18 protein-coding genes and 1 pseudogene are annotated in these 21,615 nt (G+C 64.4%); 14 read left to right on the top strand and 5 right to left on the bottom strand.

What is annotated here, in order from left to right:
• The first annotated feature begins 102 nt into the window (after positions 1-102).
• From C0J29_RS30970 to C0J29_RS30910, 13 genes and pseudogenes are all read left to right on the top strand, one after another.
• Entirely contained in the window at positions 103-1,143 is a 1,041-nt protein-coding gene (locus C0J29_RS30970; RefSeq protein ID WP_084023485.1) for an amidohydrolase family protein, read from the top strand.
• Positions 1,085-2,161, top strand: coding sequence for a DODA-type extradiol aromatic ring-opening family dioxygenase (locus C0J29_RS30965; RefSeq protein WP_084023484.1), 1,077 nt, complete (start codon positions 1,085-1,087; stop codon positions 2,159-2,161). The genes C0J29_RS30970 and C0J29_RS30965 overlap by 59 nt, the downstream gene beginning before the upstream one ends.
• Complete coding sequence (locus C0J29_RS30960) at positions 2,158-2,982, top strand: alpha/beta fold hydrolase (RefSeq protein ID WP_084023483.1); 825 nt, start codon at positions 2,158-2,160, stop codon at positions 2,980-2,982. Before C0J29_RS30965 ends, C0J29_RS30960 begins: the two co-directional genes overlap by 4 nt.
• A gap of 65 nt (positions 2,983-3,047) precedes the next feature.
• Positions 3,048-4,298 (top strand): aromatic ring-hydroxylating oxygenase subunit alpha, encoded by a 1,251-nt coding sequence (locus C0J29_RS30955; RefSeq protein WP_084023527.1) that lies wholly within the window; start codon positions 3,048-3,050, stop codon positions 4,296-4,298.
• Positions 4,295-4,798 carry an aromatic-ring-hydroxylating dioxygenase subunit beta gene (locus C0J29_RS30950; protein WP_084023482.1) on the top strand — a complete coding sequence of 168 codons (504 nt, stop codon included), beginning with the start codon at positions 4,295-4,297 and terminating at the stop codon, positions 4,796-4,798. The genes C0J29_RS30955 and C0J29_RS30950 overlap by 4 nt, the downstream gene beginning before the upstream one ends.
• Positions 4,795-5,558: pseudogene (locus C0J29_RS30945) on the top strand (SDR family NAD(P)-dependent oxidoreductase). Before C0J29_RS30950 ends, C0J29_RS30945 begins: the two are co-directional and overlap by 4 nt.
• 22 nt (positions 5,559-5,580) lie before the next feature.
• Positions 5,581-6,378 carry a 2-keto-4-pentenoate hydratase gene (locus C0J29_RS30940; protein ID WP_084023480.1) on the top strand — a complete coding sequence of 266 codons (798 nt, stop codon included), beginning with the start codon at positions 5,581-5,583 and terminating at the stop codon, positions 6,376-6,378.
• Complete coding sequence (locus C0J29_RS30935) at positions 6,375-7,328, top strand: acetaldehyde dehydrogenase (acetylating) (RefSeq protein WP_084023479.1); 954 nt, start codon at positions 6,375-6,377, stop codon at positions 7,326-7,328. The genes C0J29_RS30940 and C0J29_RS30935 overlap by 4 nt, the downstream gene beginning before the upstream one ends.
• Complete coding sequence (dmpG, locus tag C0J29_RS30930; RefSeq protein ID WP_084023478.1) at positions 7,325-8,347, top strand: 4-hydroxy-2-oxovalerate aldolase; 1,023 nt, start codon at positions 7,325-7,327, stop codon at positions 8,345-8,347. The genes C0J29_RS30935 and dmpG overlap by 4 nt, the downstream gene beginning before the upstream one ends.
• 238 nt (positions 8,348-8,585) lie before the next feature.
• A complete protein-coding gene (locus C0J29_RS30925) occupies positions 8,586-10,115 on the top strand; it encodes a long-chain-fatty-acid--CoA ligase (protein WP_162951661.1) in 1,530 nt (509 codons plus the stop codon).
• Positions 10,116-10,117: 2 nt separating this feature from the next.
• The gene (locus C0J29_RS30920; protein ID WP_084023476.1) at positions 10,118-10,999 is read left to right on the top strand and encodes an SDR family oxidoreductase; all 882 of its coding nucleotides are present in this window, start codon (positions 10,118-10,120) and stop codon (positions 10,997-10,999) included.
• A gap of 17 nt (positions 11,000-11,016) precedes the next feature.
• Positions 11,017-11,829: an enoyl-CoA hydratase/isomerase family protein gene (locus C0J29_RS30915; RefSeq protein WP_084023475.1), complete on the top strand. Its 813-nt coding sequence runs from the start codon at positions 11,017-11,019 to the stop codon at positions 11,827-11,829.
• A gap of 193 nt (positions 11,830-12,022) precedes the next feature.
• Positions 12,023-14,503: a glycogen/starch/alpha-glucan phosphorylase gene (locus C0J29_RS30910; RefSeq protein WP_084023474.1), complete on the top strand. Its 2,481-nt coding sequence runs from the start codon at positions 12,023-12,025 to the stop codon at positions 14,501-14,503.
• Positions 14,504-14,548: 45 nt separating this feature from the next.
• On the opposite strand, the gene C0J29_RS30905 is transcribed toward C0J29_RS30910, so the two are convergent.
• The 3 genes from C0J29_RS30905 to C0J29_RS30895 all read right to left on the bottom strand — a co-directional run bounded on the left by C0J29_RS30905 (position 14,549) and on the right by C0J29_RS30895 (position 18,067).
• Entirely contained in the window at positions 14,549-15,409 is an 861-nt protein-coding gene (locus tag C0J29_RS30905) for an alpha/beta fold hydrolase (protein WP_084023473.1), read from the bottom strand.
• A gap of 147 nt (positions 15,410-15,556) precedes the next feature.
• Entirely contained in the window at positions 15,557-16,717 is a 1,161-nt protein-coding gene (locus tag C0J29_RS30900; protein WP_084023472.1) for an acyl-CoA dehydrogenase family protein, read from the bottom strand.
• A gap of 75 nt (positions 16,718-16,792) precedes the next feature.
• Positions 16,793-18,067 (bottom strand): cytochrome P450, encoded by a 1,275-nt coding sequence (locus C0J29_RS30895; protein ID WP_084023471.1) that lies wholly within the window; start codon positions 18,065-18,067, stop codon positions 16,793-16,795.
• A 283-nt stretch (positions 18,068-18,350) separates the two neighbouring features.
• Here C0J29_RS30895 and C0J29_RS30890 point away from each other — a divergent pair, with 283 nt between their 5' ends.
• Positions 18,351-19,457 (top strand): NDMA-dependent alcohol dehydrogenase, encoded by a 1,107-nt coding sequence (locus C0J29_RS30890; RefSeq protein ID WP_084023470.1) that lies wholly within the window; start codon positions 18,351-18,353, stop codon positions 19,455-19,457.
• Between the two features lie 6 nt (positions 19,458-19,463).
• Here C0J29_RS30890 and C0J29_RS30885 read toward each other — a convergent pair whose 3' ends face one another.
• Both C0J29_RS30885 and C0J29_RS30880 read right to left on the bottom strand, forming a co-directional pair.
• Positions 19,464-20,399 carry a LuxR C-terminal-related transcriptional regulator gene (locus tag C0J29_RS30885; RefSeq protein ID WP_084023469.1) on the bottom strand — a complete coding sequence of 312 codons (936 nt, stop codon included), beginning with the start codon at positions 20,397-20,399 and terminating at the stop codon, positions 19,464-19,466.
• Positions 20,396-21,607, bottom strand: a complete 1,212-nt coding sequence (locus C0J29_RS30880) for a response regulator transcription factor (RefSeq protein WP_084023468.1) — start codon at positions 21,605-21,607, stop codon at positions 20,396-20,398. Before C0J29_RS30880 ends, C0J29_RS30885 begins: the two co-directional genes overlap by 4 nt.
• Positions 21,608-21,615: the final 8 nt, after the last annotated feature.

Below are 21,615 nucleotides of genomic sequence, written 5' to 3'. Positions count from 1 at the left end.
CCCTGTGACGCACAGCATTATGCATATATGTCTTGAATTATGTATGCATAATAGATAGGGTGGTGACACTCACCGCTAGCCCTCTGGTACGGAGTCACGACCATCGACGCTCATCGATTCCCTGACACCGGGCTCGTCGATGTCCACACCCATGCCATCGACGACCACCTACCGGATCTGAGCCAGGCCTATCCGCATGACCGGTGGCCCAGCATCGAGCGCATCAATGACACCGAAGCACAGCTGATGTTCGGTGGGGCCCCCTATCGCCAGATCGACAACCGGTGCTGGTCCGCACAGGCCCGGATCGCCGACATGGACCGTCACGGCGTTGGGATGCAAGTGCTTTCGCCGATTCCAGTAACGTTCTGCTATCAGGCGTCGGCGGCCGGCGCGGCCGAACTCGCGGCGGCTCAGAACGACTTCTTGGGGCGCGTCTTACAACAACACCCCACTCGCTTCGCCGCGCTCGGCGCCGTCGCCCTCCAGGACCCCGACCGGGCCGTTGACGAAATGCGCCGGTTCATGCGCCAACCGGGCTTCCTCGGCGTCGAGATCGGCACCCGGGTCGGCGACGTCGAGCTGGCCGATGAGAGCCTCGACCGGTTCTTCGCGGTCGCCCATGAACTCGGCGCCCTGGTGTTCGTTCATCCCAGCGACCAGGACCTGTCGTCCCGATTGACCGGACTCGGCCTGGGGTTTGGCGTCGGGATGCCCATGGAGACGGCGATGGCCGCGGCCGCACTGATCACCGGTGACGCACTGTCGCGGCGGCCCGCGGTGCGAATCTGCCTCGCGCACGGCGGGGGCGCGCTACCGGCCCTGATCGGCCGGCTCGACAAGGGGGCCATGATCGCCGGCCTGCCCTGCCGGCCAAGTCGGCTTGCATCCCAATTATGGTGCGACTCTTTGACTTACAACCACCTGGCGCTGCAACAGGCCATCGAGGTCTTCGGCCGCGGTCATGTGGTGTTCGGATCCGACTATCCCTTCCCGGCGATGCCCGAGCCGATCGACGACATCGTGGCCCACCTGCCCGCGGACCTGCGTCGCGGGATCTGCCGCACCAATCTGGAGGAAAACTATGCCGCAATTCTTGGGTCTGGGCCTGACCCACTATCCGCTGCTGGCCGGCACGGATGAGCACATGGCCTCCCTATTGCGCTGGACGCTGGCCGACCCAGACATTCCAGCCGAGGTGAAAGATCCGGCCAATTGGCCGGCGTCGATGCGCGCCGAGTGGGGCGCGGACCGCGGTGTAGCTGCGGCCGCCCATCATCGAAAGCTGTTGGTGGAGAATCTTGCCCGCTGCCGCGAAGCGCTGGACGAGTTTCAACCCGACGTGCTGGTGGTGTGGGGTGACGACCAGTATGAGAACTTCCGCGAAGAGGTCATTCCGCCGTTCTGCGTGCTGGCCTACGGCGACGTCGAGGTGGACCAGTTCGAGGTGATGACCAAGCGGGGCAGCCCCAACGCGTGGGGCCTGCCCGACGACACGACTATGACGTTGCACGGCGACGCCGATGGCGCCCGGCGGCTCGCCGACCAGTTGCTCCAACGCGGCTTCGACGTGGCGTACTCATATCAGAAACGGGTGAATTCGCCGTTCCCGCACGCCATCGCCAACACCCAGCTGTTCCTGGACTATCCGCACGCCGGGCGTGAGTTCCCCTACCGGATGATTCCGATCACCGTGAACTGCTATGGCCAGCATGCGATCGCGCGGCGCGGCGGGCTGGCGCGGTTCGCCGAGATCGCCACGGAGAGACTGGATCCGGTCGGCCCGTCCCCCGCGCGATGCTTCGCGCTGGGCCGAGCCGTGGCGCAGTCGTTCGCCGGCACCGACCTTCGGGTTGCTCTGGTCGCCTCGTCGAGTTGGTCACACGCTTTCCTCGCCGACAAGACCTGGCACATCGCCCCGGACACTGAGGCGGATCTGCGGCTCTACGAACTTTTCGCCGCGGGTGACTGGGCCAAGTGGAACGAAACCACTACCGCCGAAATCGTCGATGCAGGACAGCACGAAATTCTGAATTGGTTCTGCCTGACCGGCGCCGCCGATGAACTCGGCCTCGAGCTTGCGTGGTCGGAGCTCGTCACCACGGATGTCTTCAACTCCAACAAATGTTTTGCCGTGTTCCAGGAAGGGAGTCACCGATGACGACGGCGACAGTATCGGCGCACACGATAGATGCCGGAGGCATCGAAACCAGCTATCTCGAGGCGGGTGCCGGCGAACCCGTCGTCATGCTGCACGGTTCGGGTCCCGGGGTGTCGGCAACGGCCAACTGGCAGCACAACATTGGCGCGTTGTCGCAGCGGTTCCGGGTGCTCGCTCCCGACATCGTCGGGTTCGGTGCCACCGAGCGGCCCGATGACGTCGTCTATTCGCTGCGCAACTGGACCGACCATGTCTGGGCGTTCCTGGATGCGCACGGCATCGAGAAGACCGCGATTGTCGGCAATTCGCTGGGCGGTCGCATCGCGCTTCAGATGGCCACCGACCGGCCGGACCGGATCTCCCGCATGGTGCTGATGGGCGCGCCCGGTGTCGGAATGACGCTCACCGGCGGTCTTGCCGCACTGCGTGCCTACCAACCGTCGCATGAAGCGATGCGCGATCTACTGCGCAACTACTTCGCCGTCGATCCGGCGATGATCACCGACGAGCTGGTCGCGATCCGGTATGAGGCCAGCATTGCCGACGGCGCCTACGAGGCATACCGCGCTATGTTCTTCGATCCGCGGCACTCCGGATCCGAACTCGGGATCACCGAGGAAGAGGTGCGTGCCATCGCCACACCGGCACTACTGGTGCACGGCCGAGAGGACCAGGTGGTCCCGATGCAGGTCTCGGTCACGATGCTGGGTCTGTTGCCCAACGCCGATCTGCATGTGTTCAGCGCCTGCGGACATTGGACCCAGATCGAGCGTGCCGACGAGTTCTCCGCGCTGGTCTCCGACTATCTGGCCCGGTCATGAGCACCGGAATCCAGGCCCGGCTCGGCCAGCGGGCAGAAGCAGCCGATGTCGCCGCGCAGCTGCCGATGGTCGACGATGATGTTGCGGCCCATCGGTTCCGGGTGCACCGCACAACGATGACCTCGCCCCGGGTCCACCAGGCCGAGATCGAACGGATCTTCGCCACATCGTGGCTATATGTGGGGCACGAGTCAGAAATCCCCAATCCTGGTGACTTCGTCCGGCGCCCGGTTGGCGGGCGGCCGCTGTTCATGGTCCGCGGGGTGAAGACCGGCAACGTCAACGTGTTCCACAACACCTGCACCCACCGCGGCGCCCTGGTCTGCCGGCAGGAGTCCGGCAATTCCAAAGTCTTCCAGTGCTTCTACCACGCCTGGACCTTCGACACCGAAGGAAATCTGAAGGGCGTGCCCGGCCGCGACGCGTACACCGGGGGCGTGAACTTCGACGAGTTGGGGTTGCAGCGGGTGGCGCGGGCGGAGTCCTACCGGGGATTCGTGTTCGCCAGCTTCGACCCCGGCATCGTCGACCTCGAGACGTATCTCGCCGGTGCCAAGGACTACATCGATCTCGTGGTCGACGGTTGCGGCGGGTCAGCCGAAATTGTCCGCGGCACCAACCAGTACAGCTTCAACGCCAACTGGAAGCTGTTGGTGGAGAACAGCATCGACGGCTACCACGCGGAGTCCACGCACGACACCTACTTCAAGTACCTGGTGTCGATCGGCACCGACCTGCGCGGGGGAGTCAGCGGCCGGGCCATCGATCTGGGCAACGGGCACGCCGTCATCGAGTACAGCTCACCGTGGGGCCGCCCGGTCGCCAAGTGGGAGCCGCTGTTCGGGGAGGACGCCCGCGTCGAAATCGACCGGCTAAGAGCAGATCTGGTCGCCCGCCACGGCGAGGAGCGGGCACACACGATGGCCGAGGTGAACCGCAACATGTTGATCTACCCGAACCTGATCATCAACGACATCATGGCGGTGACGGTGCGCACCTTCTATCCGCCCGCGCCCGACGTGGTCGACGTCACCGCCTGGGAACTGGCGCCCGCCAACGAGGCGCCTTCCCTGCGCGAGCGGCGACTGGACAGCTTTCTGACGTTTCTGGGGCCGGGCGGCTTCGCGACTCCCGACGACCTGGAGGCGCTGGAGTCGTGCCAGCAGGGCTTCGTCAGCGGCGGGGTGGAATGGAACGACATCTCCCGCGGCATGGGTCGCTCGCCGCTGGCCAACGACGAGGAGCAGATGCGTGCATTCTGGCGGCGCTGGCAACACCAGATGGGCGCCGCGGCGGACCTGGCGGGTGCCCAATGACCACGACAGTGCCGGACCAGCAGGCGATCTCGAGGGAGCAGGTCGAGGACTTCCTTTACGCGGAAGCGGCCCTGCTGGACGCATGGCGACTCGACGAATGGCTGCTGCTGGTCGATGAAGACGTCAAATACGAGGTGCCCTGCAACGACGCGGTCGACGGCGACCCGGCACACGACCTGTTGCTCGTCGACGACAACTACACCCGGCTGGCGAACAGAGTCGAACGGCTCAACAGCCGACGCGCCCACCGCGAGTACCCACATTCCCGCACCAATCACCAGGTGTTCAACGTGCGGGTGGAAGACGGTTCAGGGGACGACATCTCGGTGACCGCGTCGTTCACGGTATGGCGATTCAGGGCAGGGCGGTCGAATTGCTACGTCGGCCGGTACCGCTACCGACTGCGCCGAAGTGACCGCGGTTTCCGGATCGCCGCCAAGAGGGTGGAACTGGATATGACCGACCTACGTTCCGTCGGCGACGTGGCGATCATCCTGTGAGCGGCGCACTGGGCGGGCGGACCGCGCTCGTCACCGGCGCCGCATCGGGTATCGGCCTGGCTATCGCCGCGCGATTAATCCAGGATGGCGCCGCGGTTTTCGCGGCGACCCGCACCAAGGAGGACCTGGAACGCGTGTATGAGCACGCGGCCATCGCCGGCGGCTTCGTCGCTGAACTCCACCAGCCAGGTGCGGCCGACGACCTGGTGGCCACGGCTATCGAGACGCTCGGCCATGTCGATGTTCTGGTCAACAACGCCGGCGGCGGCGTGATCCTGCCGACGCTCGAGCACACCGAGGAGACGCTGCGCTCCACCGTCGACAACAACCTGTGGACGACAATCTATTGCGTGCGGGCGATGTTGCCGCACATGATATCTCGCGGCCATGGCCGCATCATCAACATCGGCGCGGACTCGGTGCGTACCGGACTGATGGATCACGCGATGTACAACGCCGCAAAAGGTGGTGTGCACGCCATGTTGCCGGGCTGGCACTTGAGTTTGCCGCAGTCGGTATCACGGCGAACACGGTGGCGCCGTGCTACGTCCGCACACCCGAATTGGCGAAGTTGCTCGAATCCGGCCAAGCGCCAACGCGTCTGGAACGGATCGTCGAAGAGGGAACCGCGATCGTACCGCTCGGACGCCCGGGTGACCCGGCGGAGGTGGCGGCGGCTGTGGCCTTTCTCGCCGGCGAGGACAGCCGGTTCATCACCGGGCAGACGATTTACGTCAATGGCGGCAGCAGCATGGGCTGACGCCCACCTTCGAAGGAGCCAAATGACTCTCACCACAACTGCTCTGCTTGACGCCGCGGACCGATTGATCGCCGCCGCCGCCGCACCGCGACAATGTGACCCGGTGCGTGACATCCTGGGTGACGACGACATTGCGGCGGCATATGCCGTGCAGCGCCTGCTCACCGAGGACTCGCTGAAAAGGGGTCGCTGGATCGTCGGCCACAAGATCGGTCTGACGTCACCGGCGGTGCAGCAGCAGTTGGGCGTCGACCAACCCGATTCCGGGGTGCTGTTCGCCGACATGCAGGTGGCGACCGGCGCCACCATCGCGACCGGCAAGCTATTGCAGCCCAAGGTCGAGGCCGAAATCGCGTTCGTCCTGGCCGACGATCTCGACGGCGACCTCTCGGAGTCGCGGATCAGAGCCGCCGCGGGAGTCGCGGTTCCTGCGATCGAGATCGTCGACTCACGAGTACGCGACTGGTCGATCAGCATCGTCGACACCATCGCCGACAACGGCTCGTCGGCGCTGTTCGTGCTGGGGTCGGCGGCCGTTGCCGCAGCCGACCTCGACTTCGTTTTGCGGACAATGCAAATGACCCAGGACGGCGTCGTGGTGTCCACCGGGCGGGGGTCGGATTGTCTGGGCAGCCCACTGAACGCGCTGCGGTGGCTTGCCCGCACCGCCCAGGACAACGGCGCGCCGCTGCGGGCCGGGGACATCGTGCTGTCCGGTGCGCTGGGTCCCATGGTGCCGGTGCGGCCGGGCAGCACCTACGTGGCTGAGATCGACGGAATCGGGTCGGTCGAGGTTTCTTTCGCGGAGCTGATCTCATGACCCGCACCAAGGTCGCCGTCATCGGCTCGGGCAATATCGGGACGGATCTGATGATCAAGGTGCTGCGGCTCTCGGAGCACCTCGAGATGGGCGCGATGGTCGGCATCGACCCGGACTCCGACGGGCTGCGCCGGGCGCAGCGTCTCGGCGTGCCGATCACTGCCGGCGGCGTGCGGGGCCTGCTGGATATGCCGGGCTTCGACGACATCGGCGTGGTGTTCGACGCCACCTCAGCCACCGCGCATCTCGACAACGCGCGATTGCTCGCACCACACGGTAAGCGCCTCGTCGACCTCACCCCGGCGGCCATCGGCCCGTTCGTGGTGCCCGCGGTGAACCTGCGCGAACATCTGGACAGCCCCAACGTCAACATGGTGACCTGCGGCGGCCAGGCCACCATCCCCGTCGTCGCGGCGGTCTCAGCCACCACGCCGGTGCTCTACGCCGAGATCGTCGCCTCGATCGCGTCGAAGTCGGCGGGTCCCGGCACCCGCGCCAACATCGATGAGTTCACCGAGACGACCGCCAAGGCATTGCAGGTCGTCGGCGGGGCCCACCGGGCGAAGGCCATCATCGTGCTCAATCCCGCCGATCCACCGCTGATAATGCGCGACACCGTGCACTGCCTCATCGGCGAAGCGGACCTCCCTGACGTCGAAAGAGGCATCACCGCAATGGTTGACGCCGTCGCCGCCTACGTGCCGGGCTACCGGCTCAAACAACGCGTGCAGTTCCGCCGGGTCGACGCCGACGACCCGGCGCAGGACCTGACCGGCCCCGGAAACGAACGCCCGCATTGGCAGGTGTCGGTGTACCTGGAAGTCGAAGGCGCCGCGCACTACCTGCCTGCCTACGCCGGAAACCTCGACATCATGACCTCGGCCGCGTTGCGGGTCGGTGAAAGCATCGCCGCGCGAAAAGAAGCGCGAACAGAAGAACGGGTGCCATGACGCAGCTCTACATCCAGGACGTCACCCTTCGCGACGGCATGCACGCCGTCCGGCACCGGTTACCGGTTGACCAACTGCGCCGGATCGCCGCCGCCCTCGACGCCGCCGGGGTCGCGGCAATCGAAGTGGCCCACGGTGACGGCCTCGCCGGCTCCAGCCTCACCTACGGTCCGGGTAGCTCGACCGACGGGCAGTGGATCGCTGCCGCGGCCGAGGAGATCACCAGAGCGCGGCTGACCACACTGCTGCTGCCCGGGATTGGCACCGCCCACGACCTGGTGGCCGCGCACGACCTCGGTGTCACCTCGGTGCGGGTGGCCACCCACGCGACCGAAGCCGACATCGCCGAGCAGCACATCGCCAAGGCGCGCGACCTGGGCATGGACGTCTCCGGCTTCCTGATGATGTCGCACATGGCCGCACCGGATGTCCTTGCGCGCCAAGCGAAGCTGATGGCCGACGCGGGGGCGCACTGTGTGTACGTCACCGACTCCGGTGGACGCCTGACAATGCGCGACGTCCGCGACCGGGTGCGCGCCTACCGCGACCTGCTCGATCCCGGGATTCAGATCGGTATCCACGCGCACGAGAACCTGTCGCTGTCGGTCGCCAACTCGGTTGTTGCGGTCGAAGAAGGCGTCTTTCGGGTCGACGCGTCGCTGTGCGGGCATGGCGCCGGCGCGGGCAACACACCCATCGAAGCGTTCGTCGCCGTCGCCGACATCTACGGTTGGCAACACGGCTGCGACCTGTTCGCCCTGCAAGACGCCGCCGAGAATCTGGTCCGCCCGCTACAGGACCGGCCGGTCCGCGTCGACCGGGAAACGCTGACACTCGGTTACGCCGGCGTCTACTCGAGTTTCCTGCGTCACGCCGAACTCGCCGCGCAACGCCACGATCTCGATGTGCGCGACATCCTCATCGAGGTCGGCCGCCGCGGCCTGGTCGGTGGCCAGGAGGACATGATCGGCGACGTCGCGCTCGACCTGGTCACCGTGAGCGGTGTAAGAAGCGCGTAAACCACTTGGGTGACTTCAATGTCAAACGAAAGTTCCTCGGTCGTCGGCGCCGGCCCTGTCATCTTGACCAAGCCCGCCTTTCAGGGAATTGCCTCCGCACGGGCGCGCTGGAAGTACTGCAGCTCAACATTTTCCCGAAAACTAGTCGTAGCCGTCGCGTCCTACCGTTCCTGACCCTTGACCAGTCATCTCCCTCGGACTATGGTCTGACCATTATAACCTTAGTCCAAGGAGCGCGGTGACAGTCGTACCAGACATCCGATGTGTCCCCGACATCGCTCGGGCCTGGGCGCGCAACGCCCCACAAAAGGCCGCGTTGATCGACCGCGGTCGCGTCGTCACCTACGCGCAACTGGACGACCGGTCGAACCGCATTGCCAATACGTTGGCGGCGGCGGGCGTGCGGCCCGGCTCCCACATCGGCTACCTGGGCAAGAACTCCGCCGCGTTCTTCGAGATCTGGATGGGCGTTAACAAGGCGGGGCGTGCGCTCGCACCACTCAACTGGCGCAGCGCAGCCGCAGAACTCGTGGAGGTCGCGCAAGACGCGAACCTGACGCTGATCTTCGCAGGACGTGAATTCGCCGATCTTGCCGAACGGGTACGCCAGGCCGTGGAAATCACCATGCAGATCATCCCCGAAGACGAGCTGGACCAGTGGTTTTCGCGTGGCAGCTCCGCGGACCCGGGCATTTCGCCGACCGACAGCGCCACGTCGCTGCTCGGCTATACGTCGGGCACCACCGCCGCGCCCAAAGGTGTGCCGATCACGCATGGCGCCCTGCGGAATTGGTTCCGCGCCGCAGCTACGGAGCCGTCTGTGAAGTGGAACTCCGATGACGTCGCCCTGACGGTCATGCCGAACTTCCATCTGGCCGGCACCTTGGTATCGCTACCGGCGCTCTACCACGGGGCATCCTTGGCGACCTTGCCCGCGTTCGACCCCGCAGCCTTCATCTTCGCCGTTGCCGAACACCGTCCCACCGTGACGTGCCTGGTTCCCACCGCGATGCAGATGCTGTTGGACCACAAATCCGAACAGCCGGCTGACTTCTCGTCGTTGCGCAAAATCCTGTATGCGGGCTCCCCGATCGGACAGCACACCCTGCAGCAGGCGCTGGAGGTTTTTGGTTGCGAATTCGTGCAGTTCTATGGAACCACTGAGACTTTCATCATCACACTGCTGCGCCCAGAACAGCACCGGCTGGACAATCCGGACCTGCTGCGATCCTGCGGTCAACCGATGCCCGGAGTAGAGCTACGGATCGTCGACCCGAAGGGATTCGATGTACCCGATGGCGCGACGGGTGAAGTACTGGTTCGCTCGCCGTGGATGTTCAGCGGCTACTGGAACAAACCCGATGCGACCGCCGCGGCTATCGTCGACGGCTGGTACCACACCGGCGATGCCGGCATCCGTGACAAGGACGGCAATCTCTTCCTCGTCGACCGCCTGAAGGACATGATCGTCAGCGGCGGCGAGAACATCTACTCGGCCGAAGTCGAACGCGCGCTGGCGGCGCACCCGTCGGTGCAATCGGTCGCCGTGGTCGGTGCACCCGACCAAAAGTGGGGAGAACGGGTGGTGGCTTTTGTCGTCCCGTACCCCGATAGGCCGGCGGACGTCTCGGAGCTCGTGTCGCACTGCCGCGGCCTCATCGCCGGATACAAGGTGCCCAAGGAGATTCATGTGCTGGACGCGCTGCCGCAAACAGCGAGCGGAAAGGTGCAGAAAGCGGCGCTGCGCCAACAACTTCTAGGAGAATAGCCATGGGCTATCAGTCGGTATTCAAGCCAGACCTGTTCGCCGGACGCACAGTCGTGATCACCGGCGGCGGCAGCGGCATCGGACGATGCACCGCGCACGAACTCGCCGCGCTGGGCGCCGGCGTGGCGATCGTGGGCCGCAATCAAGACAAACTCCACGCCGTGCAAGACGAGATCCGCTCCGACGGCGGAAGGGTCTCCGTGCATGCCGCAGACATCCGGGATGAAGCCGCCGTGAGCGACGTCATCGATGCGATCCTTGCCGAACACGGACGCATCGACGGGTTGTTCAACAATGCCGGCGGCCAATACCGGGCACCCCTGGAAACCATCAGCACCAAGGGTTTTGAGGCGGTGGTGCGCAATAACCTGACCGGCGGCTTCATCGTCATGCGCGAGGTGTACACCAAGTGGATGCGGTCGCACGGCGGCGCGATAGTGAACATGATCGCCGACATCTGGCACGGCTGGCCGCATTTCGGGCACTCGGCGGCCGCCCGTGGCGGCATGCTGACGCTGAGCGAGTCCGCGGCGACCGAATGGGCTGCATCGGGAGTGCGGGTGAACACCATCGCGCCTGGCTCCATCGCATCGAGCGGGCTGGACACCTACGACACCAAGGACACCGACTTCCTGCGCAACCAGGTCACCCGTGAAATCCCGTTGCAGCGCTACGGAACCGAGGCCGAGGTGTCCGGCGCGGTGGTGTTTCTGCTGTCGCCGGCCGCCAGCTTCATCACCGGGACATGCATCCGTGTGGACGGCGGAGCGCCGAACGCCAAGCCGGGATGGTGGCAACTGCAGCCCGCGCAACACAACACCCCCTTCGACGGATTCCACCGGTCTGCGCCACCCGCCATTCTCGACACCAGCCCGGCGAACTGATCAAAAAGGAGCCCACCATGACTGCCAAAGTGCTCTACGAGAAGCGCGGCGAGGTCGCCTACATCACGCTCAACCGCCCAGAGGTCAAGAACGCCATCGACATCGAATCGCACGAGCTGATGTGTGAGATGTGGCGCGATTTCCGTGACGACCCGGCGCTTCGTGTTGCGGTCATCACCGGCACCGGCGACGCGTTTACCGCCGGTGCCGACCTGAAAACTCATGCGCCCGAATGGCAGACCGTTGGACCGATGGTCGGCCGCGAACGTCTCGAGGACGGTCTGTGCGGGATCACCCGGGGACCGCTGTCACGCATCACCAAGCCCATCGTCGCCGCGATCAACGGCTGGTGCGTCGGACACGGCGTCGAGCTCGCGATGGCGTGCGACATCCGGATCGCCTCCGAGCGTGCACAGTTCGGCACCTTCGAAGTACGCCGCGGCATGCATCCGGCCGACGGGGGGATCCCCCGTCTGGTCAACGTCTGTGGTGTCGGCGTGGCGCTGGAGCTGCTGCTCACCGGTGAGCCGATCTCAGCCGAGCGGGCGCTGACCGCGAACATGGTTGCCCGAGTGGTCCCGCACGACAAGCTGATGGAGGAGACCGACGCCTTGGTGCAGCGGATCCTGCGATGCGATCAGTCCGCGATCGAGTCGGCCAAGGAGACGGTGCTCGAGATCATCGGCCGCCCGCTGCATGACCAGTTGCGCGTCGAAGCGATGTGGGGCTACGCGCTGTGCGGCGGAAACGCCTCCGTGATGGAGCGATCCCAGCAATTCTTCGACAAGGCTGATCGCGGGCGGGCCGGCGCCACCGCCACTCCCCTGTGACCACGGAGCCACGCTTCTCCTCGAGTTCGCCTCGAGTTCGCCACCGTCGGCGCTGATGTCACGGGCCCGCCCCTGCGAGGCAAAGGGACGCATGTGCCACCCTTGCACTGTCACGTGGACCTGGAACTCGCCAGCTGCACTTCACCCATACCCGCCATAACCTCAGGAGTAAGGACACGATGGAGACCCAAACATGACGCTGGGTGCGGCCGGTGATGTGGTGGATGTTCGTACCGGACTGCAGGCCGATGCGTTGCAACAGGCCATTTTGGATCACTTGCGTTATTCCATCGGTCGCCCGGCATCGGTCTTGACGCCGGCGCATTACTATCGAGCGCTGGCACTGGCCGTGCGTGACCGCCTGCTGCAGCGGTGGTTCGCTTCCACGCAGACCTTTCTCGATCTCAATCGAAAAGTGGTTTGTTACCTGTCGGCCGAATTCCTGATGGGCCCGCAGCTGGGGAACAACCTGCTGAATCTCCACATCGAGGAGGCAGCGCGCGAGGCGCTCGCGACGCTCGGTCAGGACCTCGACACGATCCTTGCCTCCGAAGAGGAGCCCGGCCTGGGCAACGGCGGCCTGGGCAGGCTCGCGGCCTGCTATCTCGACTCGCTGGCCACCCTGCAGCGTCCGGCGATCGGATACGGCATCCGTTACGAATTCGGCATTTTCGACCAGGAGATCCACGATGGTTGGCAGGTCGAAAAGCCCGACAACTGGTTGGTCCACGGCAACCCGTGGGAGATTCCCACCCCCGATCTCGGCTATCTCGTCAACTGGGGCGGCCACACCGAACACTACGTCGACGACACCGGCAGCCATCGCGTGCGCTGGGTGCCGCGTCGGGTGTTCAAGGGGCTCCCGTATAACACCCCGGTTCAGGGCTACGGCGTGAACACGTGCAACACGCTCCGATTGTGGAGTGCCACTGCCGTCGAGTCGTTCGAGTTCGACGTCTTCAGCGCCGGTGACTACTGGAAGGCCGTCGAGGATGAGGTCACCTCCGAAACCATCACCAAGGTGCTCTATCCAAACGACGAACCCGAGGTCGGCAAGCGGCTTCGCCTGTTGCAGCAGTACTTCTTCGTCTCCTGCTCGCTGCAGGACATCTTCTACCTCCTGGAGAACCTCGCACACCTTCCCACCCGGACGCTCCCGGAGCATTGCGCGATACAGCTCAACGACACGCATCCGTCGATCGCCGTCGCCGAGTTGATGCGAATCCTGTTGGACGACAAGCATCTCGACTGGGATGAGGCATGGGCGATCACGGTGGCTTCGTTCGGCTACACCAACCACACCCTACTGCCGGAGGCTTTGGAAACTTGGCCGTTGCCGATGTTCGCCGAGTTCCTGCCCCGGCACCTCGAAATCATCTACGAGATCAACCGCCGGTTCCTGGATGAGGTGCGCGCGCGTTTCCCGGGGGACGTAGAGCGGGTGAAGCGCATGTCTCTGATCGGTGAGGAAGGCCAAAAGTACGTGCGCATGGCGCATCTGGCCTCGGTGGGCAGCCACGCGATCAACGGCGTCGCGGCGCTGCACTCCGAGCTTCTCACATCCAGTGTGCTCAAGGACTTCTACGAGTTGTGGCCGGAGCGGTTCGGCAACAAGACCAACGGTGTCACCCCACGCCGGTTTTTGGCGCTCGCCAACCCGGGGCTACGAAAGTTGCTTGACGACACCATCGGGAACGGGTGGATGGTGGACCTGGAGAGGCTTCGCGACCTCGAATCCTATGCCGACGACACCGCGTTCCGTCACCAGTGGCGCGCGGTCAAGCACGCCAACAAGGAGCGCCTTGCCGACTACGTTCGCTCGACGACGGGTGTCGAACTGAATCCGCACTGGCTGTTCGACATTCAGGTCAAGCGGATCCACGAGTACAAGCGCCAGCATCTCAATGTCCTGCATATCATCACGCTGTATCACCGGCTGAAGCAGAACCCCGACCTACAGATTCCGCCGCGGGCCTTCATCTTCGGCGGGAAAGCCGCACCCGGCTACTTCATGGCCAAGCGCATCATCAAGCTGATCAACGCCGTCGCCGAAACGGTGAACGCCGACCCGGACGTGAACCGGTACATGAAGGTGGCGTTCGTGCCCAACTTCAATGTGCAAAACGCACACCTCATCTATCCTGCCGCCGATCTCTCCGAGCAGATCTCGACAGCCGGCAAGGAGGCCTCCGGCACCGGCAACATGAAGTTCATGATCAACGGCGCACTGACCATCGGCACGCTCGATGGCGCCAATGTGGAAATCCGCGACGAGGTCGGCGCGCAGAACTTCTTCCTCTTCGGGCTGACGGTGCAGGAAGTCGAGCACATCAAGCGCGAGGGTTACCGGCCGGCTGACTACATCGAAGGTGACGATGAGTTGAGCGTGGTGTTGGGACTTATTCGCGACGGGCGATTCTCCGGTGGTGACACCACCGTATTCCGTCAGCTGGTGGAGTCGCTGACCCAACACGACCCGTTTCTGGTTCTGGCCGACTACCGCGCCTACCTGGACTGCCAGGCGCGGGTGAGCGCCGCCTGGCTGGACACGACGACCTGGACGCGGATGTCGATCCTGAATACCGCACGCAGCGGCAAGTTTTCGTCGGACCGCGCCATCGCCGAGTACTGCCAGGACATCTGGAACGTAGAACCCGTGACCGTCAGGGTCTAGGCTGGCCGCGGCGGCCGTTGCTGGCCGACGAGCACGGCGAGTCGCTCAACGAGGCGTGCCGACCCACTCCGTGATCAGGGCGTTGACGCGCGGCGGGTCCTCGAGCTGCATGAAATGGCCAACGCCCTCGACGCGTTCGTAGCGCGAGCCGGGCGGCAGGGTTTCGGGGAACGCCTCCGCGATCGCGGCCTGCATGCACCCGTCCTTTGCGCCGTGGAGGTAGAGGACCGGTGCTTTCGGGACGATCGCGAACGTGTCCTTCAGGCCGTGCTGGAGATTGTTGCGGTAGTAGCGCAGCGCAGCGCGCCGCCGGCCCGGGTCCTGCAAGGCATGGAATACGTGCGCGATGTCCTCCTGGGCGTCGTAGCCCGGCGACCAGTCGCGCCAGAGCTTGGGAATCACACGGTCCAGGCTGCGCTCGGAACCGGGCAGCTGATTGAAGACGAAGTACCAGCTCATCCACGATTGGCGCAGGCCGATGGGGAGGGTCTTCACCTTCGTGAAGGGCTTGAGGAGCGCCGCGGTCGGCGGGACCGCCATGCACACATAGCTGCGGAACCGGCCCGGTTCGCGGTCGGTGACCGCCCACGTCGCGACCGCGCCCCAGTCGTGGCCGATCAGGACGGAGTTGTCGTCGCCGCCGAGGGCGGTGTGCAGCGCGAGGATGTCGGCGGCTTGGTCGGCAATCAGGTAGGAGTCGTTGGGGGCGAGGTCCGTCGGCGCGTAGCCGCGGGTGAACGGGGCGACGGCGCGGTAGCCCTTCTCGGCGAGCTCCGGCCCGAGGTGGCGCCAGGTGTGGGCGGTGTCCGGGTAGCCGTGCACCAGCAGTGCCAGCGTGCCGTCCGGCTCGCCCCAGGCCAGCGCTGCGAAGGTCAGGCCGTTGGCGTCGATGCGTAGCTGCTCCATGATACCGACCCTATCGCCTGGATAGCCTCGTGGTCGAAGACTGGAAATCGCTACCGCCCTTCAGCCGGTTAAGAGTGGTCGAATGGATTGAGCTGCACAATCTTTGCCGCCAGTATCCCGGTGGATTCGGTGACTCCCTCAGTATGGTCAGAGCTCTCGGGCGATGAGTTCCTTCAGGATCTCGCTGGTGCCGCCGTAGATCTTCTGCACTCGTGCGGCCGCGTACATCCGCGCGATGGGGTATTCCATGATGTACCCGTACCCGCCGAAGATCTGTAGGCATTTGTCGATGACCTTGCACTGCATGTCGCTCACCCACACCTTGGCTATCGATGCGGTCGCCGCGTCGAGGGCGCCCTCCAGGTACCGCTCGATACAGTGATCGACCAGGGCCTTACCGGCCAGGACATCCGCCTTGCATTCGGCCAGAACGAATTTGGTGTTCTGGTGGTCAAGGATGGGCCTGCCAAAAGCCCGCCGCTCCTTGGCGTACTTGACCGCTTCCAGCACAGCGGCCTCGGCCATCGCGACCCCGCCGATCGCGATGCTCAGCCGCTCCCGGGGGAGTTGCTTCATCAGTTGGTAGAAACCCTGCCCCGCCACGCCACCGAGGAGATTCCGCGCAGGTACCCGCATATCGGTGAATGCGAGCTCGCGCGTGTCCTGTCCATGCTGGCCGATTTTGTGCAGTACCCGGCCGCGTTCGAATCCACTCTGCCCGTCGGTCTCCACGACGAACAGCGAGATCCCTTTGGCGCCCTGGTTCGGATCGGTCTTCGCGACGACGATCAGCAGATCGCAGTGGGATCCGTTGGAGATGAACGTCTTCGACCCATTGATCACGTAGTCGCCTCCATCACGAACAGCGCTGGTTCGGACCGCCTGCAGATCCGAGCCGGTACCGGGCTCCGTCATCGCGATGGCTAACACCGCCTCGCCTGTCGTCACCCGTGGCAGCCAGCGCGCCTTCTGCTCCTCACCGCCGAACGCGTAGATGTAGTGCGCGGAAACTGTGGAATGCACACCGAAGCCAAACGCCGAGTCTCCGGAGAAACTGAGCTCGTACTGAATTACCGCCTCGTGTCCGAAATTGCCGTCACCACCGCCGTAGTGCCCAGGTAGCTCCAAACACAGCAGTCCCGCGGCGCCTGCCTTGTTCCAGAACTCACGGTCAACCTGATGCTGCTTGGCCCAGCGTTCTTGATGAGGAGCGGCCTCTCTACGGAAGAACGCTGCCGCATGCTTGCGGAGCAGCCGCTGGTCGTCGGTTTCCCACCGCGAGCGGTAGTCGGGAAACAGTTCAGACATGTCTTCCAATTCAGGTGAGTTACAGGGTTCTCATGCCTAAGAAGGCAGCAGCGCTTAGGAATAGCCGATCGCGGACTATTGGCCAGGTGGGCGCTTCTCTGGTGTCCAGGTCGCGGGTAGCCGCTTGACCCCATTCATGAAGTTGGAGAGCAGGACTTCGCGCTCACCGACCTCGAGATTCTTCATGCGGCTGTAGATCTCGCGCATCTGCGCCTTGAGGACTGCCCGTCCCAGCATGTGACCGAGGCAGTAGTGCGGTCCGCCACCGCCGAAGGCCTGGTGCGGGTTGTGCTTGGCCGTGCGCGAGATGTCGAAGACGTCGGGACGGTCGAAGACGTCCTCGTCGCGGTTGCTCGCGACGTACCACATCACCACCTTGTCGCCCTCTTTTATGGTCACCCCGCCGATTTCGTAGTCGCGCAACGCGGTACGGCGGAAATGCATCAGTGGTGGCTCCATCCGCAACGCTTCGTTGACGGCGTCGTCGACCCGGGCTTCGAAATCTTCCATCAGGTAGGCGAGCTGGTCCGGGTGCTGCTGGAACAGCGTCAGGACGTGCGCCATGGCATGGCGGGTGGTGTCATTCGCGCCAGCGGCCAACAGCGAGAAGAAGACCCCGACCTCCTCGGTGGACAACTTATGGCCCTCATACTGGGCCTGGGCCACCCAGGTGAGCAGATCGTCGCCGGGATTCTTGATGCGGTCCGGGACCAGTTCGAGAGCGAGCGTGGCCAGCTTCTGTGACGCATCGGCGAACACGAACAACGGGGAGCCGATGTGGGCGTACTCGGGATCGTTCCAGCACGCGAACTGCTCGGCCGCGTCCATCACGTACTGAATCTGGTTTTCATCCGTGATGCCCAGCATGCTGGCGAAAACGCGGCCGGGGACCTCCTTGGTGATCAACTGGCAAAGATCGCCGCCACCCAACGGGGCGACGTTGTCGATGATTCCCTTGACGATGCCACCGATCTTGTCGGACATTTTGGCGATGTTGCGAGGCGTGAAGGCCACGCTGACGATATTGCGCATCTCAGTGTGACGGGGTGGGTCCGTCACGATAAACGACAGCATCGTCTCCAACTGCGGAAAATCATCGACGAACACGCCCTGAGCGGAGCTGAACACCTCGGGTTTGCGTGAGATCTCGGCAATGTGAGCGTGTTTGACCACCGACCAGAATCCCTTGGCGTTGTCCAGGTTCGGGTCCAGCGAGTCAGGCGGGCCGTTCCAGCTCACCGGCTTGTTCGCACGCAGCCACCGGAACGCGTCGTGGTGTGCTGAACGGGGCAGCGCCCAGAATTCCAGCGAATTCAGGTTGGTGTTAACACCTTCCGTCGCAGTAGTCATGGGGTAGTACCTCAACTCTCGATGGTCTGAGCCGGCGAAGATTCGCGGGCCGGATGGACAAGACGCTAAGGCCGCGCACTTGGCGGCACATCGCCTGATGGGATCAAAAATGCTGCCACTAAGTGGGTATGTTCCGGCTGGGTATCCCGGACGGAATAGCAGAAACACCACCTCTGGCAGATGTGCAGGCTGCTTGGCACCGACAGCATGGCTGCTAATCGATCACGACGTGGCCCCCCAAGGTTCCCGTCCGTTGGTCGTATCGAGGCGAAATGGACACACCATGAAAACCAAAGCTGCGATTGTGTGGGGTCTTCAGGAAAAATGGCAGGTCGAAGAGGTCGAACTCGATCCGCCGCGGTCCGGTGAGGTTCTGGTCAAACTGACGGCCAGTGGTTTGTGCCATTCGGACTACCACTTGGTCACCGGGGATATCCCGGTGCAGTTTCCCTTCGTCGGTGGCCACGAAGGTGCCGGTGTCGTTGCCGGCGTAGGCCCGAACGTCACCGGCGTCGAGGAAGGCGATTCGGTGGTGTTGAGCTTCCTGCCGACGTGTGGCCGCTGCTCGTACTGTGCGCGCGGGATGACGAACCTGTGCGATCTTGGGGCCGCCATCGCACAGGGTCCGCAACTGGACGGAACCTACCGCTTCCACTCCCGCGGGCACGATGTCGGTCAGATGTGTGTCCTTGGCACCTTCGCGGAGTACACCGTGGTCCCGATGGCGTCGGTGGTGAAGGTGGATCACGGCAGCAGGCTGGATCGGGCCGCTCTGGTGGGCTGCTGTGTTCCCACCGGCTTCGGCAGCGTGGTCAACACCGCCAAAGTCCGTCCTGGCGACGCGGTGGTGGTGCTCGGTGTGGGCGGTATCGGCAGCAACGCAATCCAGGGAGCCCGTGCCGCGGGCGCCCGGTATGTGGTCGCGGTGGACCCGGTGGACTTCAAGCGTCAGAGGGCTCTGGAGTTCGGGGCAACCCACACGGTTGCCACAGCGGTCGAGGCACTGCCGCTGCTGACCGACCTCACCCGCGGACGCCTGGCCGAGACGTGTGTGATCACCACCGATGTGGCCGAGGGCGCCTATATCGGCGAGGCACTGAGCCTGGTCGGCAAACGCGGAAAGGTCATCGTGACAGCGATCGGCCATCCCACCGCGCTCGACGTCACCGCCTCGCTCTTCGAGCTGACGTTGTATGAAAAGTCCATCCACGGGGCGTTGTTCGGTTCGTCGAACCCGCACCACGACATCCCGAGATATCTGGAGATGTACGAGCTCGGTCAACTCAAGCTCGACGAGCTGGTGACGCGGGAGTACGCGCTCGACGACATCAACGATGGCTATCGAGACATGCTGGAAGGACGCAACATCCGTGGAATGATCCGGTTCTGATCGTGATCAGAACAGTGCCGCGTCCCACGCTTGGTACTTGCGGACGGCGTCGGTGCGGTTGCTCGCGCCCAGCTTCTCCATGATGTGCTTGACATGGGACTTCACGGTGCCCTCGGCAATAAACAGCCGATCCGCGATCTGCGCGTTGGTCTTGCCCGTCGCCAGCATCTGGAGCACCTGCTTCTCCCGCAGCGTCAGCTCCGCGATGATGTTGCGTTCCCGCTGAAAGACGCCCTGCACGCCGCCGGCCGGATCGGCGTCGGCACGCAGATCCATGTTGTCCCACAGCTCATCCTCGAACGCATCGGCAAGTGCCCCGATCTTGTGGGTGTGCTCTTCGACCGCGCCGCGCATCGCGCGCAGGCGCTCCAGAACCAGGTTCCGCTCGAAGATGGCGCCGACCCCTTCGGCGAACAGGCCAAGCAGGTCGCGTTCGGCCACATCGACATCGCCGGTCTCCGTGGGCGCATCGGCGTGCAGCAAACCCACCGGTGTCTGCCACGCGTACACCGGCGCCGCGACGTAGACCTTCGGGTTGGTGACTGCGACCAGCGCGGAGTGCAGCCGCGGATCGGATCGCGGGTTCTCGATGAGGATCGGTGATCCGCTGAGCACCATTTCACACTCGGGTAGGGGCCGGCGAAGCCTGCGTGGATGCGCGCGACCCACTTGCAGCATCGTGTACGCCAGTTGGTCGTCGCCGGCGGCGTAGGCGGACCGCACGAACCAGGTGTTCTGCCGGATGTACGAAAACAAGATGTGGGTGAAGCCAATTCGGTGCACTTCGCCTGGAATCCGTTCGGCGAGTTCGGAATTGTTGAATACCAACCGTAGCCGCGCCAGCGCTTCCTTGGCGACGCCGACTGCCGTCGGCGACAACGGCGCCGGGATCACGTCCTTGGAGCCGATCGAGTGAGCGAGCCCATCGCGCGGTGACGTCACGGCCGATAGCCAGCCGTCGGCGATACGTCCCTCAACGAGTTGCGCATTCGGTGATACCTGGCCACAGCCTCGGTGCGGTTGGCCGCTCCGAGCTTTCGCAGGACGTGCTTGACGTGCGTCTTGATCGTGCCCTCCGTGACGACAAGGCTGACCGCAATCTGCGCGTTGGTCATGCCCGCGGCCAACCCACGCAACACGTCGGCTTCGCGGGCAGTCAGGGCGCCGGATACCTCGCGATCGTGATGTTCGGCCATCGGCTGGGCCGGCTCCAGGCTGAGCAGACATTCGCTGGACTTGGTCGCGGGCTCGGCCAGGTCCATGACTTCAAGGGTGAACTCATCGGCGAGGGTGTTCGCAGCACGCAAGTGGTCGTCGGCAGCTTGCCGCATGGCCGCAAGCCGGTCGACCATCAGATTGCGCTCGAACGCCACACCCAGGCCTGCTGCGAACATCCCGAGCACGTCGCGGTCGAATGGTTGCACGCCGGATTCATAACCTCTGAAAGAAAGGTTGTCCCGATCAGCATGCAGGAAGGCGATCGGCTTTCCCCAGCAGAACACCGGCGCGGCGACATACGACGTGGTCTTGGTCAGCGCAACCAATTCCGGATGCACATGCGGGTTGGATTGCGCGTCGCGTACCAGAATGGGGACGCCGCGGCGGACCATCTCGCTCTCCGGCAATCGGCAGCTCAGACGTCGCGGGTTAGCGAGTCCCACCGAGACCATGCGCCGCGCGAGTTCTTCGTCCGCACCGGCGAAAGCCGAACAAGCGAACCATGTTCCGTGCCGTATCCGGGAGAACAGCACGCGGGTGAACCCCATCCGGTGCACCTCGACCGGAGCGCGCTCGGCCAGGTCCACTGCCGACAGCGCGCCACGCAGCCTGTTGACGGCTTCCCTAGCGCCGCAAACTTTATCGCTGTGGTCTGCCAGGATTGCTTCCTTGACGGACAACTGGGTCTGCTGTAACCGCAAGATCAGCGCAGCGACGTCACGATCGGGCTGATCTTGCGGCGACAACGCCGCGAGTTCGAGGTGCTCTGTCAAGCCGCGCCGAGCAGCCGACAGCGCAGCGTCTACCCCGCGCAAGTCCGTATCGACAGGCGTCCCGCAGATCTCCTCCACACCGAGCACCGCCGCGGTCTCGCGCATCAGTTCGCGTGCCTGCTCGGCACATTGGGTCACCGACGCGGGTAGTTCGGCCATCGGACTGA

This window comes from Mycobacterium paragordonae (assembly GCF_003614435.1).
GTDB lineage: Bacteria > Actinomycetota > Actinomycetes > Mycobacteriales > Mycobacteriaceae > Mycobacterium > Mycobacterium paragordonae.
Note: the sequence above shows the minus strand (reverse complement) of the source record. Positions and strands in the feature narration are given on the sequence as shown.

What these genes read in the sequence shown, in the direction of transcription:
- C0J29_RS30965 (WP_084023484.1), top strand. Translation starts at nt 1,085, where the DNA reads ATGCCGCAATTCTTGGGTCTGGGCCTGACCCACTATCCGCTGCTGGCC.
- C0J29_RS30960 (WP_084023483.1), top strand. Translation starts at nt 2,158, where the DNA reads ATGACGACGGCGACAGTATCGGCGCACACGATAGATGCCGGAGGCATC.
- C0J29_RS30955 (WP_084023527.1), top strand. Translation starts at nt 3,048, where the DNA reads ATGGTCGACGATGATGTTGCGGCCCATCGGTTCCGGGTGCACCGCACA.
- C0J29_RS30950 (WP_084023482.1), top strand. Translation starts at nt 4,295, where the DNA reads ATGACCACGACAGTGCCGGACCAGCAGGCGATCTCGAGGGAGCAGGTC.
- C0J29_RS30940 (WP_084023480.1), top strand. Translation starts at nt 5,581, where the DNA reads ATGACTCTCACCACAACTGCTCTGCTTGACGCCGCGGACCGATTGATC.
- C0J29_RS30935 (WP_084023479.1), top strand. Translation starts at nt 6,375, where the DNA reads ATGACCCGCACCAAGGTCGCCGTCATCGGCTCGGGCAATATCGGGACG.
- dmpG (WP_084023478.1), top strand. Translation starts at nt 7,325, where the DNA reads ATGACGCAGCTCTACATCCAGGACGTCACCCTTCGCGACGGCATGCAC.
- C0J29_RS30920 (WP_084023476.1), top strand. Translation starts at nt 10,118, where the DNA reads ATGGGCTATCAGTCGGTATTCAAGCCAGACCTGTTCGCCGGACGCACA.
- C0J29_RS30915 (WP_084023475.1), top strand. Translation starts at nt 11,017, where the DNA reads ATGACTGCCAAAGTGCTCTACGAGAAGCGCGGCGAGGTCGCCTACATC.
- C0J29_RS30910 (WP_084023474.1), top strand. Translation starts at nt 12,023, where the DNA reads ATGACGCTGGGTGCGGCCGGTGATGTGGTGGATGTTCGTACCGGACTG.
- C0J29_RS30905 (WP_084023473.1), bottom strand. Translation starts at nt 15,409, where the DNA reads ATGGAGCAGCTACGCATCGACGCCAACGGCCTGACCTTCGCAGCGCTG.
- C0J29_RS30900 (WP_084023472.1), bottom strand. Translation starts at nt 16,717, where the DNA reads ATGTCTGAACTGTTTCCCGACTACCGCTCGCGGTGGGAAACCGACGAC.
- C0J29_RS30895 (WP_084023471.1), bottom strand. Translation starts at nt 18,067, where the DNA reads ATGACTACTGCGACGGAAGGTGTTAACACCAACCTGAATTCGCTGGAA.
- C0J29_RS30890 (WP_084023470.1), top strand. Translation starts at nt 18,351, where the DNA reads ATGAAAACCAAAGCTGCGATTGTGTGGGGTCTTCAGGAAAAATGGCAG.
- C0J29_RS30880 (WP_084023468.1), bottom strand. Translation starts at nt 21,607, where the DNA reads ATGGCCGAACTACCCGCGTCGGTGACCCAATGTGCCGAGCAGGCACGC.